Source organism: Thiocapsa imhoffii (assembly GCF_016583985.1).
In the GTDB taxonomy this organism is placed as follows: domain Bacteria; phylum Pseudomonadota; class Gammaproteobacteria; order Chromatiales; family Chromatiaceae; genus Thiocapsa; species Thiocapsa imhoffii.
On sequence record NZ_NRSD01000005.1, the window covers coordinates 1 to 14,999 of the forward strand.

Sequence of the window (14,999 nt, forward strand, 5' to 3'; positions counted from 1 at the left end):
CATAGGGGTTATCCGGCTCGCGCGCCAGCCACTCCGGAAGGACATCGCGCAGCGCAACGCGCAGCAGCGGCGCATCGGCCCGGTTCGCCCAGCTCGGACACCCCGGCACATCCTGCTCGCGCAGAAACACCCCGACACCCACCACCTCGCGCTCGGGATGCTGCTCGCCGTACAGGCCGATCTTGGACAGGAGATTGTACCAAGCCTTCCCGAGGGCCTGACCCTGGAATTCGACCACATAGACCGGCCCGGCGTGCCCCTCGGGCTCGAAAATTCCGTCCAGACGCCGTTCCAGACCCTTGATGGTCAGCGAGCAGAAACGGTAGTCGCCTTCCAAGCGATGCCCACCGGTGAGCACCCGGAACGCCTCGGGGCCGGCGGATAGAAACAGGTAAACGGGATGGTCGGTTTTCACTGGATCATATTCCTCGATGCATCGATGACGGCCAGCGAAGCAGAGCGTCATCGCCTGGATCACGCAGCCGGAGCGGCGTGACCACAACAGGGGGAATAACCGGGACAGGTCACAATTCACCTGTCGACCAATCCGACTGGCTCACAGCAACCAGGCTATCCCAATCATCCGGCGGATGCCCTCGCTCAAGCATCTTCTCGAATGTGGCGTAAGGATCGGACGTGCTACCTGCCGCCCGCAGTGTCTGCTCATCGTTGACCCAGGCAAATACAATGGTCTTTGCTCTAGAATCGTAGCGGAAGAACAGGCGGAACCGCCGTCCGACCTTCGCGCGTCGCCAATGCCGATAGGCTGGACCAAGGGTGTTGCCTTGGCGGTATTCGTCCCGCGCGGGATCGCTCGGCACGGTCTCCAGCATCAACTGGCTCAACGCACGAAACAGCTTGACATTGGCATTGCGCTCAAAGTCCATCGGATCGTTGCGCTCGGCACGTGCGGCGGCGGCTTGCAGCTTTTGAAGCTGCGCTACGATGCAACCATGGAATAGGAGCACCCATCCGTGGCGCTGGATCAAAGTGCCACGTCTCCCTCAATGTCTTCATCGAAGTCCACGGCGTGACCGGCGCTTGCGAGCATGGCTTGGGCAAGCTCCACGGGTAATGCTCCGACCTGCTTACCGGTGCGGATGTCCGCTTCCAGGAGACTCAGAAACGCTCCGATCGCCGGATCTTGATGCTCGGACTCAGCGCGGGTGACGATGACCTCGCCGCCACGCAGCTCGAAGGCCACCTTGCTACCAGTGGTCACACCCAGCGTCTGCCGGATGGACTTGGGCAGGGTGATCTGGCCCTTGGAGGTCAGGGTGGCAATTTCGTGGATGCCAGTCATGACATTTACCTCTCATCATCATAACAGCAGAAATGTAAGGAAAGCGCCTTACACTGTCAACCGAGACGAAAAGGAGCCCGAAAAGGCGACAAGGCGCCGGGTCGAATGGCACTGACTGAAGGCTCTTCGGCTTCCCGCCCTGTCGATAAGATGCCGAGGATACGTGACGGTTCATCGCTGCTTGGGACGGTGTCCGTGTTCTCGGATCCGCTCTCTGGCCTGTTTGACTCTTGCCATAGGCCAGAGGAAGAAACCGCGACAGACAGCGCTTCAAGGCTCGGGGACTGCTCAGCCGCACGCACCAGCGCCTCGACCTGGGCGAGCGTGCCCGACAGACGCGCCGCCAGACAAGATACCGTCCCTGGTGCCTGTCCTGACTGGGGTGACGACGCTCCGGCTTCGTCACCCGCGAGCAGAAGCTCCGCTTCACGCATCAGCCGCCCGTGCCAACGCCTCAAGAAGCAGAGCTTCATCGCTTGGGTCACGCAGCCGGAGCTGCGTGACCAGAAAACAGAGGTTGCCTGCGGCGCTTAGGAGCCCGCTTGCGGGCGATTCCCCCACTGGCGCCGTCGGCGAGCAGGAGCGCGGCGGTCCCGCCACAGCGTCGTCCCACATCGGTCAGCGACCACGCCGGTCCGCTCACAGAGGCCGCTACCGCGGCAAACCATGTCGCCAGACGTGTGCGGTGAATGGACATCCCTTATTTCATCGTAGGGCTACCTCAGGGGTAGACCACCTTTTCCGACGCGACCACTGGCACATCGGTGACGCTGAATCCACGTCGCGATGAAGCGCTCCGGGACCGGGGAGCTAACGCGCATGGGGCCCGCCCATATCCTCCACGTACCAATCCATCGCCTCCGCGAGCCCATCGCTCAGTCGGTGGCTGGGTGCATACCCGAGTCGCGTGCGCGCCTTCTCGATATTGGCCAGCGAGTGACGCACATCCCCAGGTCGAAAGTCGCGATAGCTAGGCTGGACGTCACGCAGGTGCGGAAAGCGCGGCGCGAGTGCATCGCGGATGGCCTCGAAGAGTGCATTAAGGGTGGTGCGCTCGCCAACGGCGACATTGTAGACCTGATTGATGGCCGTTGGATCAGCGACGGTCGCGGCCAGGAGGTTGGCCTGCACGCTGTTGTCGATGTAGCAGAAGTCACGGCTGGTCTCGCCGTCGCCGTTGATGAACACCTCCGCGCCAGTGAGGAGGGCGGCGGTCCATTTGGGGATGACGGCGGCATAGGCGCCATTGGGATCTTGGCGCGGGCCGAAGACGTTGAAGTAGCGTAGACCGATGCTGCTCAGACCGTAGGTGCGCGCGAAGACGTCGGCGTAGAGCTCGTTGACGTATTTGGTGACGGCATAGGGCGAGAGCGGCTTGCCGATGATGTCTTCCTGCTTGGGCAGGCCGGGGTGATCACCGTAGGTGGAGCTGCTGGCGGCGTAGACGAAGCGCCCGACGCCCTGATCACGCGCCGCGACGAGCATGTTCAGAAAGCCGTCGATATTGACGGCGTTGGTGGTCCGCGGGTCTTCGATGGAGCGCGGCACGGAACCGAGCGCGGCCTGATGCAGCACGATGTCGACGCCGGCGCAGGCGCGTTGGCAGTCACCGGGGGCGCGGATGTCGCCCTCGATGAAGCGAAAGCGCGCCCATTGGGCTGGCGTGACCAGGGCGTTGACCTGGTCGAGGTTGTGTCGGTGACCGGTGGCGAAGTTGTCGAGCCCGACGACGGTTTGGTCGAGTTTCAGCAGGGTTTCAAGCAGGTTGGAGCCGATGAAGCCGGCCACCCCAGTGACGAGCCAGGTTTGGGGCTGCGCGGGGAGGCGGGCGAGGAGGTCATCGTAGGAGGTCGACATGCGTCCATTCTCTTCGGTAAGGGGGGATACCATGGGATTGCGTGCCTGACACAACGGCGGATTACCTCTCGGCTTGGCCGATGTGCAATCAACACTCACGCACACTACCGCCCTACCTTGTCATGCCGGTATCAGCTGCGGAGGGGGCGAATGGTCTGGTCGTCGTTGGTTCATGGATTGAAACTGAGCGGCGGCATCTCACCATGTGTGCGTGGTTGGGTCAACGACGGCAGGGTGGGGTGGTCGGAGGTCGGTGGGTTGTTCCGTGGCCTTGAGCCATGGAAGCGGGTTCGCCACGGATTTTGGACGCTGGTGACGACGCTCCGGCTTCGTCAACAGCGAGAAGAACCCCTGGAATCCCGCGCATGGAAAAACCACTTGACCTGAACACAGTTGCTCTCTCGCGAGTGCAGAGGGGGCTAACCTCTGGTGACGAAGCTCCGGCTTCGTCACCCGCGAGAAGAAGCTCCGCTTCGCGAATCAGCCGTGCGTGCTAACGCCTCATGAAGCAGAGCGTCATCGCTTGGGTCACGCAGCCGGAGCTGCGCGACCAGAAAACAGAGGTTGCCTGCGGCCCGTAGGAGCCCGCTTGCTGGCGATTCCCTTAAAGCAGATCACCGGCGAGACCGACGCACTCTTTGGATTCTGGTGACGAAGCTCCGGCTTCGTCACCCGCGAGAAGAAGCTCCGCTTCGCGAATCAGCCGTGCGTGCTAACGCCTCATGAAGCAGAGCGTCATCGCCTGGGTCACTCAGCCGGAGCAGCGTGACCAGAGCAGCGCGGGACATCCTGCTCGCGCAGTCCATCCCGGCACCTGGCTGGACTCCGCTATGCCGCATGGCGAGCTTTTGCCGTCGGTGCCGGGATCGAATCACCGCTTGATTGGCATGCTTCGATCCAGGCGGATTGGGCATCTTCCAGCTCGCGGACTGCCTTAGCCGCCGTCTCTCCAAATGCCGAGCATCCAGGTAGGTCTGGCGCGATGGCGATAAAACCTTGATCTTCGTCGCTCCAGAACACCTCAATGAGATATTTGGTCATGCGTCTTCCCCATACTTGCGAATCATTGCGGCCAATTGATGCGCTTGATAGGCAGGAATCAGGCCGTTACGACTCTGAAAGTTCAACTGTGCCGGCTCCCCTTTGCGCTTAAAAACCCGATGCGAGCCTTGGCCACCTTCATGGATAAATCCGAGCACGCGGGCCACTCGGCAGGCTTCCTCAAAGCGTACTCCACGCGGATTGGCAAGAATACTTGCAATCAGCTTCTCCAGTTTGCTCATGCAGACGTCACCATTGGTACCACGCTAGTCCTAGACTTAGGGAGAAAAGCAAAGGCCGGGTTCAGGTCTTGATCCGTGACTTTTTTCGCTCCCGGGTTTGTTTCCGGCGTGCGCGGATTTCGGCGAAGAAACAGTCAATCCATCGGCACCGGCGGCCCCTTTAGCCGGACGCGGGACCGATCAGGTCTTCCAAGTTCACGGCATCGAAGATCCCGTCGAGCCAAAGGCGCTCGAAACCTCGGTGAGCGTCCAGTCGCTCACGGTGGTCGCCCCTAACGCTTGCCGGTCGAGCCAGGACCAAGCATCCGCCGTTTTGGGCTCGTTGAGGAACAGCGCGAGCAACATGCTGGTATCGACATATGCCATCAATCCCGAGCCTCGTCACGCAGGCGACAGATGAAGTCGGACGCATTCTCGGGTTGTTCAGGTTGGGAGGTGACCCAGGCTCGGAGCTCGGCCCGAAGCTTTCGAGCCTCCTCGCTTGGCATGGAGGATGTGGGCGACGTCGGATGTTTCGCCTTCAGATACTCGGCGAAGTCGAGCACTTCAGTGGCCTGTCTTTCGGGCAGGTCTTTGACGGTTTCGTAAATTTGTTCAACGATGTTCATGGGGTAGTCCTTCATCGAAAAGGCGAAAAGGGCCAGGGTCAATTCATTGGTCGTGGCAACACTCGGTGCAGGTCTTGACTCTTGCCACACGCCAGGGGAAGAAACCGAGACAGACAGCGCTTCCAGGCTCGGGGACTGCTCAGCCGCGCGCACCACCGCCTCGACCTGGGCGAGCGTGCCCGACAGATGCGCCGCCAGATAAGATACCGTCCTTGGTGCCTGTCCTGACTCTGGTGACGACGCTCCGGCTTCGTTACCCCCGAGCAGACGCTTCGCTTCGCGCATCGGCCGTACGTGCCGACGCCTCATGAAGCAGAGCTTCATCGCCTGGGTCAATGCGCGTCGCCAGCACAGGGGCGACATTGGGTCGGCCGGAATCAGTCGTGACGAATCTGAAAGCCGGTCGGGTCGGGTCGCCCGCAAGCGGGGCTCCTACAGCGCGGGTGCCCGCAGCGCGGAGGAGCCCGCTTGCGGGCGATCCCCCACGCCTGGGCGGGTATCCGCGGCCCGTAGGAGCCCGCTTGCGGGCGATTCCCCCACGCCTGGGCGGGTATCCGCGGCCTGTAGAGCCCGCTTGCGGGCGATTCCCCCACGCCTGGGCGGGTATCCGCGGCCCGTAGGAGCCCGCTTGCGGGCGATCCCCCAGCCGCTCGGGGCCGATTGGGATCCTAACGCCGCCGTCATCCGGCTGCACAGGTGTGGTGAGACCTCGGGATCTGTCCCCGGATGCGCTCTCTCGGGCAGGTTAGAGCAGCTTGACCAAGGCGGCGATGGCGGCGACCTGGGCGAACATCAGCGGCACGAGCCATTTCAGCAGGTCGATCTTGGTTTGGGCGATGTCGCCGCGCAATTGTTCGATTTTCAACGTCAAGTCGGCGCGGACGTGCTCGATATCGGCTTTGAGCTCGGCGCGGATCTGCTCGATCTCTTGTTGTAACCGCAATTCAGTCGCGCGTAACTCGGCGCGAATCTGCTCGATTTCTTGTTGTAACCGCAACTCAGTCGCGCGCAAGTCGGCGCGGATCTGCTCGATTTCTTGTTGTAACCGCAGCTCAGTCGCGCGCAAGTCGGCGCGAATCTGCTCGATCTCTTTCTGCAACCGCAGTTCAGCCTCGCGCACATGGGCTTGCGTGGCCAGATCGGGCAGGTGTGGATAGCGATCTTCCAGACGTTCGAAAGCTTCGGCGATCACGCGTGCGCGACTGCGCTCGTCGGGCGCCGTGCTGAGGGCCTCGTAGAGTGCGACAGCGGATGTCATGGCGATATGTGACCTCTCACGAATGATGGTCTCGACCGCTGCGGACCGAGTGCGTGGTCTGGCCTGGCGTCATCCGGTCGTCGGGCCAAGCGTCGTCTGGTTGCCCGGTCTTCGGGATCGATTGACCCACCGCGGCAGTCTAGCACTGGAGTCGTTGCGGTGCCTGAGCCTCGACCAGCCCGACGCAACGCCCGAACGCCGTGAACGAGGGCATTGTCGGAGCGGGCGTGCCCGCGCTGCCGGTGACTCGGGGGCTGGCATCCTAGCCGAGGCACGCTCCGCCGGTTGGCGGGGCGCGGCGGTCGGTTTGCGATGAGGCAGGTGTTTAGTGTATTAACCGTCAGTTTAATGAGTCGATTCATGTGTTCCGGAACGAGCGTGTCGTTCTGTTGACCGGGCTGACTCTCGGGGCCGAATGGGATGCGCAGGAGGATGAATGGTGAAACAGATTTTGGGCGTACTGGTGTGTCTGATCGCGATCGGCGGTTGTGCGTCGAATCCGAACGTGACGGGGACCTTGCCGGCGACGCCGATGGCGTCGCCGGCCGCGTCGATGGCAACAGGACCGGGTGCGCCCGGTCCCAGTGCCCTGGGGTCCAGCGCCCTGGGGTCCACGGCGGCGGGGTCCATGGCGCCGGGTGCGGTGAGCGCGACGGCGGGCGCGGGGATTCCCGCCGAGATCGGGGTCCCGCCAACCCCCGCGATGGGCGTTGGCAGCTATCGCCTCGGTGCGGGTGATCTCCTGCAGATCGATGTCTTTCGGGTCCCGGATCTCGCGACGAAAGAGCGCATCAACGAGTACGGCTTGGTGGTGATCCCCCTGATCGGCCCGGTGTCGGTGGCGGGATTGACCACCGAGCAGGCCGGCCGCAAGATCGCCGCGGAGCTGGAGAAGGATCATTTGCAGAATCCGCAAGTGAGTGTCCTGGTCCTGGAATATGCCAACCAGAACATCACGGTTGGTGGGGCGGTCAACAAACCAGGCGTGTTCCCGATGGCGGGCCAGATCTCCCTGATCCAGGCGGTTGCGATGGCGGGTGGGCCCAGTGACATTGCGAAGATCAATGAGGTGGTGGTCTTTCGCACGCTGCCCGGACAACCGATGACGGCCTATGTGGTCGACCTGAACCGAGTTCAGCGGGGGCAACTGGACGACCCCCTGCTGGCGGTCAATGATAAGGTCGTGGTGCCTGAGTCCGGGACCAAGGTGGTCTTGAGGAACGTCACAGGTACGATGCGCGGCTTGGTGACCTTGAATCCATTGCTCTATTGATCGATGCCCGTGTGAGCGTTCGCGTGCGATCCACACCGGTGCTGGCGTCATGCCCAACGTGGGCCGCGGGTGCGTTCACGCACGCGAACCTGATTCATTGAATAGCGGTCGCGGAACCCGAGACGACAAGCGTCCGTGAACTGTGATCGGCATGAGTGTCTCAGGAGTCGTGAGGCCTGAGTCACGCTGGGTGGCGGTGGAATCCGTGATGGCTCGGGTATCGGTTCTGGAACCGGGCGAGGGGCTTGCGCCTCATCTGATCCGTGCCCAAACTCCAATGTCATGACAAAAACGATCAGTTGCCACACAACTGGAGGACAACAACCATGAAAGTCAAAGATGTGATGAGCCGGTCGGTCCGTTCGGTGACGCCCGAGACCCAGGTCGTCGAGGTGGCTTCCTTGATGTGTCTCTATCGCTACCACGGACTGCCGGTGGTTGATGCGGACGAGCGCTTGGTCGGGATCATTGCCGAGCGCGATCTGCTGCACACCCTCTTTCCCAAACTGGAGAAACTGGTGGCGGAGGGGCTGCACTCGGTCGATTTGGACCAGGAAATGGCGCGTTACTCCGAAACCCTGCGCATGAAAACGTCCGAATTGATGACACCGAATCCGGTCACGGTCGACCCGGAGATGCACGTGCTGCGGGCCGCGACGGTGATGGTCCGACACAACTTCAGGCGGATCCCGGTTGCCTCGGATGGCCGGCTGCTCGGCATGCTGAGTATCGGAGACGTGCATAAGGCCATTTTCCAGGCGAATGTCACGAGTGGCCTGAAAGGAAGCTGATCGGCCGTACCCCGAATGTCCCTGGACGACCCCGCTCGGTCCCGTTGGTGAGCATGCCGGTTGCGGCCGGGTGGGTCGTCCTAGGGCGGGTGGTCTAAGGTCCATTCCCCGTAACTTGGCCGCTCGCGCCCAGTGTGTCTTGCGCGCGCACCCTGTGGGCCCGCTCACGGGTTTGAATCCGCTGCGATCAGGTGTGCCGCCTGATCCCTTTGCCTGGAGGTCGAGATGTCACCCCGAGTCCTTACCGCTTGCCTCTCGGTCGCCTGCGCGGGCGTCCTCGTCGCGGCCGTGCCGCATGCGGTCGCCGATGAGGAAGCGGCCGAGACGGCCCGGCTCGAATACGAGCAGGTCATGGCGCTGACCCCGAATATCGAGAATGGCCGACAGGTGTATCTCACCTGCGCGGTCTGTCATCACCCGGAGGGTTGGGGCACGCCCGATGGCGCCTACCCGCAGATCGCGGGTCAATGGCGCACGGTGGTCATCAAGCAACTGGCCGATATTCGGGCGCGCAATCGCGACAATCCACTCATGTATCCCTTCTCGGTGCCGCGCATCCTGGGCGGACCGCAGAACATCGCGGATGTCGCGGCCTATGTCGCCTCACTGCCGATGAATCCACAGAACGGGCGCGGTCCTGGTGTCGATCTCGAACTTGGCGGTCAGGTCTATCGCGAGCACTGCGCCCGCTGTCACGGGGACGCGGCGGAGGGCAATGACGAGAAGGCGATGCCGATGATCGCGGGACAGCATTACCATTATCTGATGCGCCAATTCGATGCGATCCGCTCGGGGACGCGACATAACTCGGACCCGAAGATGGTGAAGCAGATTGATGGTTTCACCCCGCGTCATCAAGCGGCCGTGCTCGACTATGTGTCGCGGTTGCGCCCCCCGGCCGAGAAGATCGCGCAGCCGAATTGGATGAACCCGGATTTCCCGGCCTTTGTGCGCGATCCCATGAGCATCCCGCCGATGCCCGCGATGCCACCCTTACCCCCCATCCCGCCGCTCCGGTTCGAGGGCGTGCCCGAGCCGGAGCGCCAGCGTGCCCGGCCCGCGCCGTCCGCGGCAGCGCCGGCGATCGTCGTCTCTCCCGAGCTGGTTCCGGATCCTGAACCGAGTCCAGCCCCCGAACCGCTCCAAGCGGAGTAGGGTTCGGGGTGGGGATGAACCGGGTGACGCGCACGGATGCGCGAGCGCAGTGATTGCGAGAACGCCGGTTGCGGGTGTGCCATCGCACCTGGCCTGATCAGGAGTGCGTTGGCGTCACGGCCTCGGGCTCGGCGGCCCCGCGTTCGCTCAGCTGTCCAACCATCTGATACACCAGGGGCACCAGCAGGAGCGAGACCAGGGTCGAGAAGGACAGCCCGGAGACGATGGTCACGGCCAGCGGTTGCAGCATCTGGGAACCCTCGCCGATCGCGAGTGCCAGCGGCAGCATCCCCACCACGGTGGTGAGGGTGGTCATGAGGATGGGCCGCAGCCGCAGCCGCGCGGCCTCGAGGATGGCCGCATCGAGTGGGTGCCCGGCACGGCGTTCGAGCTCGATGAATTCGACCAGCACGATCGCATTGTTCACCACGATCCCCGCCAGCATGATGAGCCCGAGCCACACCGGCATCGAGACGGGCAGCTCGGTCCACTGCAAGCCGAGCACCACTCCGATCACGGCAAAGGGAACCGAGAAGAGAATGATCAAGGGGTTGCGCACCGATTCGTATTGCACGGCCATGACGACCAGCACCAGGAACAGGGCGAGCCCGAGGAGAATGCGGCTTAGGTCCTGCCCCTGCTTGAGATTCTCCAGACTGCCGGCTTCGTAGAGCCGATAGTCGCCCGGGAGGGGCAGGGTACTGGCCTCGGCCAAGGCCAGTTCGATCGCCTGTGGCAGCGTCAGTCCGTCGCCGACCGAGGCGGTGATCTCGACGATGCGTTGCTGGCGGTCGCGCAGGATGGTCGTGGCCTTGGGCAAAATCTCGATGGTCGCCACATCGCTCAGACGCAAGGGGCGGCGGGGCTCGGTCTTGCTGAAGAGCACGATGGATTCGAGATCACCAGGCGAGGCGATGTCGAGCCGGTCGAGCCGGAGGAGCAGATCGATGGAGCGGTCGCCATCGATCAATTCGGTGACCACGCGCCCCTCCATCGCGAAACGCAGCAGGGCGCCGACGTCCTCGACACTCAGGCCGAAACTCGCGGCCCGCTTCGCGTCGAGGCGGATCGAAATCTCGCGCGTGACATCCTCGCCGGAGTGGCGGACGTTGTTCAGCCCCGTGACGGTTTTCAGACGCTCGGTCACCAGGTCGGCTAAGCGCGCGAGTTCATCGAGATCGGGACCGGCGATGCGCAGCGACACATCGTCGTCACCCCGATTGAAGCGGATGCCGCGGATGCCGCGGGTGAAGAGATTGACGCGCAGCCCCGGGATCTCGAGTGCGCGGATCTCCTCGCGCATGCGCGCGATCCAGGCCTCGCTGCTGAGGCCGCGTTCCGCACGCGGGGTGAGCAAGACCTGCAGACTGCCTCGGTTGGCGCTCTCGAAGCTGGAGCGCCCGAAGACGAACCCTCCGACCGTGGTGAAGATCGCCTGCACCTCCGGTTGGGCCGCGACCAGGGCCTCGATACGGCGGGTCAGGGCGTCCATGTCGTCGAGGGCGATACCCTCATCAGCGGTGAGGTTGATGCGCACATCGCCCTCGTCGAACGCGGGCAGGAATTCCTGCTTGGCGTTGATCAACCAGGGTCCAGCCCAGAGGAGACCGCCGATGAAGGCGGCCAGCACCAGCCAGCGGATGCGCAGCAGCCGCGCGAGGGCCCAGGTGTAGCCCTCTTGCAGCGCCGTCATGGCTCGATCGACCCCGCGCCGCACGCTGCCCTCCTGGGTCGCGGTCACGCGCCCCGCCAACGCCGGAACCAGGGTCAGGGCGACCAGCATCGAGGCGAGGATCGCCGCCGAGATGGTGAAGATGAGTTCCTGGAAGAGCAGCCCCACCAGACCACCGACGAAGAGAAACGGCAGCACGGCGGCGAGGTTGGTCGAGGTCGAGGCGACGATGGCGCCAGTGACCTCGCGGCTGGCCGTATCCGCCGCGACCAGCGCGGATTGGCCGAGGCGCTGGTGGCGGTAGACGTTCTCCAGCATCACGATGGTGCTGTCGACCAGCATGCCGATGCCGAGCGCGAGTCCACCGAGCGTCATGATGTTGAAGGTGAGGCCGTTGGCGGCCATGAGGATGAAGGTGACTAGGACGGCGATCGGGATCGCCGCGCCGATGATCAGGGTGCGCCTGAGACTGCCGAGGAAGAGATAGACCACGGCCATCGCCAACAGGGCGCCACTGACGGCGGCGGTGATGGCATTGGACAGGGAGTGGCGGATATAGCGGGCTTGATCATCGACGCGTTCGAGACGAATGTCGGGCGGGATCTGTCCCGCGTCCTCCAGGCGGCTCAGCTCGTCGGCCACGGCATCGACCACGGCGACCGTGTTGGAGAGCGGCTGCTTTTGGATCGCCAGCTTGATGCCGGGGGTGTCATCGAGACGGATGCGAATGCGGTCCTCGCTGGCGCCGTCGATGACCTGAGCGATCTCGCCGATCCGGAGCAGGGCCATGGGATTGGTGCCGGTATTGGCTTGCAGGGGGAGGTCGATAATCTCCTGGACGTTGCGAAAGCGCCCTTCGGTGCGGCCACTGATCTCGCCATCGGGCATGCGTAGACGTCCGGCCGCGACATCCTGATTGGCGCCGCGCAGGCGGGTCTGCAGATCGAGGATATCGAGCCCCAGTCCGGCGAGACGAAATTGATTGGCGACCACCTGGATCTCGCGTTCGAGTCCGCCGCCGACCTCGACCGCGCCCACGCCCGGGAGGGTGACGAGCAGGCGCCCGAGCCGTTCGTCGACCCAGGTGCGCAGTTCGATGGGGTCGCGCATCGTGGAACTCACCACATACTCCGCGACCGGCAATTGGAAGGGGTCGCGTTTGAAGATGATGGGTGGATCATCGGTCGCGGGCAGGAACCGCTTGGCGCGGTCGAGACGGGAACTGGCATCGCGCAGGGCGAGATCGATGTCCTCGCCATAGCGGAAGGAGAGATCGACCGCGCTGCGTCCCTCGGTGGTGCGGGACTGAATGGCGATCACGCCCTCGGTGATCGCGAGTTGCTCCTCGAGTTCGCGCGTGACCTCGTTCTCCATCACCTCCGCCGGGACGCCGGGGTCGAGCACCCGGACCTGGATGTCCGGATACACGATGTTGGGCAGCAGATCGATGTTGAGACGGCTGAGCGAGACGGCGCCGAGGACCATCACGGCCAGGGTCAGGGCGACCACTCCGATGGGATGGCGCACCGACCAGGTGGAGATGCTCGCGGCCATGGGGATGCGACCCGCGCGACGCTAGTCGGTGACCAGCTCGCGGATCGCCGACTCCACGACCCGGGGCTCGGTCAGTGGATAGGGTGGGATCCGCAGGCGCTGCAAGCGTCCTTGATAGGCGGTGCAGTAGTCGTGATGGAAGGTCAGGAACAGCGGGTGACCCGAGAGCGCGCGGATCCCCTCGATGAAGTCGACGTAATGACGGGTCTGGCCCATGTGATAGGGCGTGGGTTCTTCATTCAGACGGAAGGTCTCGATCTCCTCGTCCCACATCGGATAGAGCCCGGGATTGGCCAAATGCAACACCCGCGAGGCCCCGGCGACCGAGCTGAGACAGGCGGCGATGGCGTCGATCCCCTCGTGCGCAATCGCCGCCGCGGTGTCCGTGCTGAGCGCGAGGGCGGTCTCGAAGGCTTCCACGGCCGCGCTCAGATGGCCCGGTTCGAGGCGCAGACGCTGGGGCACCCAGGTGTAGGCCAGGCTCGCGGCGCGCAGGAAGGCCGCGGTGGCGTCCGGTGCCGGCGCGCGCGCGGTGGCGAGCAGCACTGGATAGGTGCGCATGAAGGTGGCGTGTCGATGGCGATCGCGCGTGCAGTCGGCACGCACGAGTTCGACGGCAGTGTAGAGGTGCTCAAGATTCATTCGGGAACGACCCTGACCGTTTTGCCTTCGCTGAGGCCGAGAAAGCCGCGCGTGACGATGCGTTCGCCCGCCGTGAGTCCGTCAAGGATCTCGATGCGATCGTCCATCTGTAGACCGCTGCGCACGCTGCGCCGAGCGACCGCTCCAGACTCTTCGATCACCCAGACCAGTTCCCCATCACGATCGCGGCGGAGGGCTCGAAACGGGATCATCAGGCGCTCGACGGCGGCGGTCTCGAGCGTCACCCGCACGAATTGTCCGGCGGCGGCCCCCGGTGGCGCCTCTTCCAGTGCCAGCTCGATGAGACCTTGCCGGCTGGTCGCCTCGAGTTGCGGATGAATCCGCAGGACCTGGGCCGGGAAGGTCGCGGTGCCCAAGGCATCGATCCGCACCTGTGCCGGATCGGCACGGCGCACGCCGGGCAGGATGAACTCGGAGACGAAGACCTCGGCGACCAGTGAGTCGGGATCGGCGATGGTGAGGAGATGGGTATTCTTGCCAACGAAATCACCCGGTTCAACCAACCGCTCGGTGACCACGCCGGCGAAGGGGGCGCTGATCCGGGTGAAGGCGAGGCGGGTCTCTAGCAGTCGCACGTCCGCCTCGGCGACCGCGAGCGCGGTGCGTGCCTGCGACAGTTCGGCGTCCGAGGCGGCGCGACGGGCGACCAGATCACTCAGCCGTTGGACATCGAGTTCGGCCTGTGCCCGGGTCGCGCGGGCACGGTCTAGCTCGGCGAGCAGGAGGTCGTCGTCGAGGACGACGAGCAAGGCGTCGGCCGCGACCCGATCGCCCTCGAAGAGATCGAACTGGGTGACCCGTCCTTCCTCCTGGCTGAAGAGCCGCACCAACCGCCGGAACCGCAAGGAGCCGGGGCGTTCATGCCGGGTGATGGTCGAGGCCGGCTCGACCTGGATCGCGGCGACCAGATGCTCGCTCGGCGCGCGTGCGGAACCGGGCGTGCTCGCCTCCTCGCGCGAACAACCACCGAGCAGGCTCAGCACGAGGGCGATGCTGCCCAGCAGGGGCGCGAGCAAGCGCGCGCGGCGCCTTCGGGGCGATCGCGGCTCAACGGGAACAAGCGTGCTGAGGATCACGTGCCGGTGAGATCCTTCAGTGCGCTGAGCGAGGTGGGGGTGGGCACGGGTTCGTGTGCGTCATCATAGTGCTTGATCTGGCGGCGGATGTTGCGCTGGATGATGACCCCGAGCACGCGCCAATCGAGCCCCCGCAGTTCGATCTCGGGATAGATGGCGTTCAGGGCGACGAGACGCTCATCGCCGTTCGCTTCGCGAATGTACTGACGGAACCAGCGCACGCCCTCGACCTCGGCGAAGACGAAACGGCCAGGTTTGCGCTCGTCCGTGGGTTCGATGATGACGATGCATCCATCGGGGAATTCAGGCTCCATCTGATCGCCGAGCACCTGCAAGGCGTAAGGCTCGTGCATGCTGCAGCCCGTGCTGCCGAGAGTGGGATCTGCCATGATGTGTCCTCATGTCTGGCTCAGGTCCGGCGGCGTGCCCCTTGCAAATCCGCGGGCATACTGACGTTAGGTGCGATCCATTCAGTCGCGAAGCATTCAGGTAGGAGCCGAACGAGA

16 protein-coding genes are annotated in these 14,999 nt (G+C 64.0%); 3 read left to right on the plus strand and 13 right to left on the minus strand.

Annotated elements, in window-relative coordinates:
- From CKO25_RS06420 to CKO25_RS06460, 9 genes are all read right to left on the minus strand, one after another.
- The coding region (locus CKO25_RS06420; protein WP_200387303.1) for a DUF2887 domain-containing protein at positions 1-415 on the minus strand (415 nt) is incomplete at its 3' end.
- A 109-nt stretch (positions 416-524) separates the two neighbouring features.
- The gene (locus CKO25_RS06425) at positions 525-989 is read right to left on the minus strand and encodes a type II toxin-antitoxin system YhaV family toxin (RefSeq protein WP_207162070.1); all 465 of its coding nucleotides are present in this window, start codon (positions 987-989) and stop codon (positions 525-527) included.
- The gene (locus CKO25_RS06430) at positions 986-1,303 is read right to left on the minus strand and encodes a type II toxin-antitoxin system PrlF family antitoxin (protein ID WP_200387108.1); all 318 of its coding nucleotides are present in this window, start codon (positions 1,301-1,303) and stop codon (positions 986-988) included. Before CKO25_RS06430 ends, CKO25_RS06425 begins: the two co-directional genes overlap by 4 nt.
- Positions 1,304-2,113: 810 nt before the next feature.
- Positions 2,114-3,160 (minus strand): SDR family oxidoreductase, encoded by a 1,047-nt coding sequence (locus CKO25_RS06435; RefSeq protein WP_200387109.1) that lies wholly within the window; start codon positions 3,158-3,160, stop codon positions 2,114-2,116.
- Between the two features lie 828 nt (positions 3,161-3,988).
- Positions 3,989-4,201, minus strand: coding sequence for a type II toxin-antitoxin system HicB family antitoxin (locus CKO25_RS06440; protein ID WP_200387110.1), 213 nt, complete (start codon positions 4,199-4,201; stop codon positions 3,989-3,991).
- The gene (locus CKO25_RS06445) at positions 4,198-4,443 is read right to left on the minus strand and encodes a type II toxin-antitoxin system HicA family toxin (protein ID WP_200387111.1); all 246 of its coding nucleotides are present in this window, start codon (positions 4,441-4,443) and stop codon (positions 4,198-4,200) included. The genes CKO25_RS06440 and CKO25_RS06445 overlap by 4 nt, the downstream gene beginning before the upstream one ends.
- 195 nt (positions 4,444-4,638) lie before the next feature.
- Positions 4,639-4,809 carry a PIN domain-containing protein gene (locus CKO25_RS06450; RefSeq protein ID WP_200387112.1) on the minus strand — a complete coding sequence of 57 codons (171 nt, stop codon included), beginning with the start codon at positions 4,807-4,809 and terminating at the stop codon, positions 4,639-4,641.
- The gene (locus tag CKO25_RS21065; RefSeq protein WP_242467461.1) at positions 4,809-5,387 is read right to left on the minus strand and encodes a DUF2281 domain-containing protein; all 579 of its coding nucleotides are present in this window, start codon (positions 5,385-5,387) and stop codon (positions 4,809-4,811) included. Before CKO25_RS21065 ends, CKO25_RS06450 begins: the two co-directional genes overlap by 1 nt.
- A 409-nt stretch (positions 5,388-5,796) precedes the next feature.
- Entirely contained in the window at positions 5,797-6,309 is a 513-nt protein-coding gene (locus CKO25_RS06460) for a DUF1640 domain-containing protein (protein WP_200387113.1), read from the minus strand.
- A gap of 436 nt (positions 6,310-6,745) precedes the next feature.
- Here CKO25_RS06460 and CKO25_RS06465 point away from each other — a divergent pair, with 436 nt between their 5' ends.
- The 3 genes from CKO25_RS06465 to CKO25_RS06475 all read left to right on the plus strand — a co-directional run bounded on the left by CKO25_RS06465 (position 6,746) and on the right by CKO25_RS06475 (position 9,528).
- On the plus strand, positions 6,746-7,582 hold the full coding sequence (locus CKO25_RS06465; RefSeq protein WP_200387114.1) for a polysaccharide biosynthesis/export family protein: 837 nt from the start codon (positions 6,746-6,748) through the stop codon (positions 7,580-7,582).
- A gap of 326 nt (positions 7,583-7,908) precedes the next feature.
- Positions 7,909-8,373: a CBS domain-containing protein gene (locus CKO25_RS06470; protein ID WP_200387115.1), complete on the plus strand. Its 465-nt coding sequence runs from the start codon at positions 7,909-7,911 to the stop codon at positions 8,371-8,373.
- Positions 8,374-8,598: 225 nt separating this feature from the next.
- The gene (locus CKO25_RS06475; protein WP_200387116.1) at positions 8,599-9,528 is read left to right on the plus strand and encodes a c-type cytochrome; all 930 of its coding nucleotides are present in this window, start codon (positions 8,599-8,601) and stop codon (positions 9,526-9,528) included.
- Positions 9,529-9,625: 97 nt separating this feature from the next.
- Here the strand turns inward: CKO25_RS06475 and CKO25_RS06480 are convergent, their stop codons facing one another.
- The 4 genes from CKO25_RS06480 to CKO25_RS06495 are packed head-to-tail and all read right to left on the minus strand — an operon-like array spanning position 9,626 to position 14,882.
- The gene (locus CKO25_RS06480) at positions 9,626-12,754 is read right to left on the minus strand and encodes an efflux RND transporter permease subunit (RefSeq protein WP_200387117.1); all 3,129 of its coding nucleotides are present in this window, start codon (positions 12,752-12,754) and stop codon (positions 9,626-9,628) included.
- Between the two features lie 21 nt (positions 12,755-12,775).
- On the minus strand, positions 12,776-13,396 hold the full coding sequence (locus CKO25_RS06485) for a hypothetical protein (protein ID WP_200387118.1): 621 nt from the start codon (positions 13,394-13,396) through the stop codon (positions 12,776-12,778).
- Positions 13,393-14,433: an efflux RND transporter periplasmic adaptor subunit gene (locus CKO25_RS06490; protein ID WP_207162072.1), complete on the minus strand. Its 1,041-nt coding sequence runs from the start codon at positions 14,431-14,433 to the stop codon at positions 13,393-13,395. Before CKO25_RS06490 ends, CKO25_RS06485 begins: the two co-directional genes overlap by 4 nt.
- Before the next feature lie 56 nt (positions 14,434-14,489).
- A complete protein-coding gene (locus tag CKO25_RS06495) occupies positions 14,490-14,882 on the minus strand; it encodes a S24 family peptidase (RefSeq protein WP_200387120.1) in 393 nt (130 codons plus the stop codon).
- Positions 14,883-14,999 lie beyond the last annotated feature (117 nt).

Bases quoted from the DNA above. Each gene is read 5' to 3' on its own strand.
- CKO25_RS06430 (WP_200387108.1), bottom strand. From the start codon at position 1,303: ATGACTGGCATCCACGAAATTGCCACCCTGACCTCCAAGGGCCAGATC.
- CKO25_RS06435 (WP_200387109.1), bottom strand. From the start codon at position 3,160: ATGTCGACCTCCTACGATGACCTCCTCGCCCGCCTCCCCGCGCAGCCC.
- CKO25_RS06440 (WP_200387110.1), bottom strand. From the start codon at position 4,201: ATGACCAAATATCTCATTGAGGTGTTCTGGAGCGACGAAGATCAAGGT.
- CKO25_RS06445 (WP_200387111.1), bottom strand. From the start codon at position 4,443: ATGAGCAAACTGGAGAAGCTGATTGCAAGTATTCTTGCCAATCCGCGT.
- CKO25_RS06450 (WP_200387112.1), bottom strand. From the start codon at position 4,809: ATGGCATATGTCGATACCAGCATGTTGCTCGCGCTGTTCCTCAACGAG.
- CKO25_RS06460 (WP_200387113.1), bottom strand. From the start codon at position 6,309: ATGACATCCGCTGTCGCACTCTACGAGGCCCTCAGCACGGCGCCCGAC.
- CKO25_RS06465 (WP_200387114.1), top strand. From the start codon at position 6,746: ATGGTGAAACAGATTTTGGGCGTACTGGTGTGTCTGATCGCGATCGGC.
- CKO25_RS06470 (WP_200387115.1), top strand. From the start codon at position 7,909: ATGAAAGTCAAAGATGTGATGAGCCGGTCGGTCCGTTCGGTGACGCCC.
- CKO25_RS06475 (WP_200387116.1), top strand. From the start codon at position 8,599: ATGTCACCCCGAGTCCTTACCGCTTGCCTCTCGGTCGCCTGCGCGGGC.
- CKO25_RS06480 (WP_200387117.1), bottom strand. From the start codon at position 12,754: ATGGCCGCGAGCATCTCCACCTGGTCGGTGCGCCATCCCATCGGAGTG.
- CKO25_RS06485 (WP_200387118.1), bottom strand. From the start codon at position 13,396: ATGAATCTTGAGCACCTCTACACTGCCGTCGAACTCGTGCGTGCCGAC.
- CKO25_RS06495 (WP_200387120.1), bottom strand. From the start codon at position 14,882: ATGGCAGATCCCACTCTCGGCAGCACGGGCTGCAGCATGCACGAGCCT.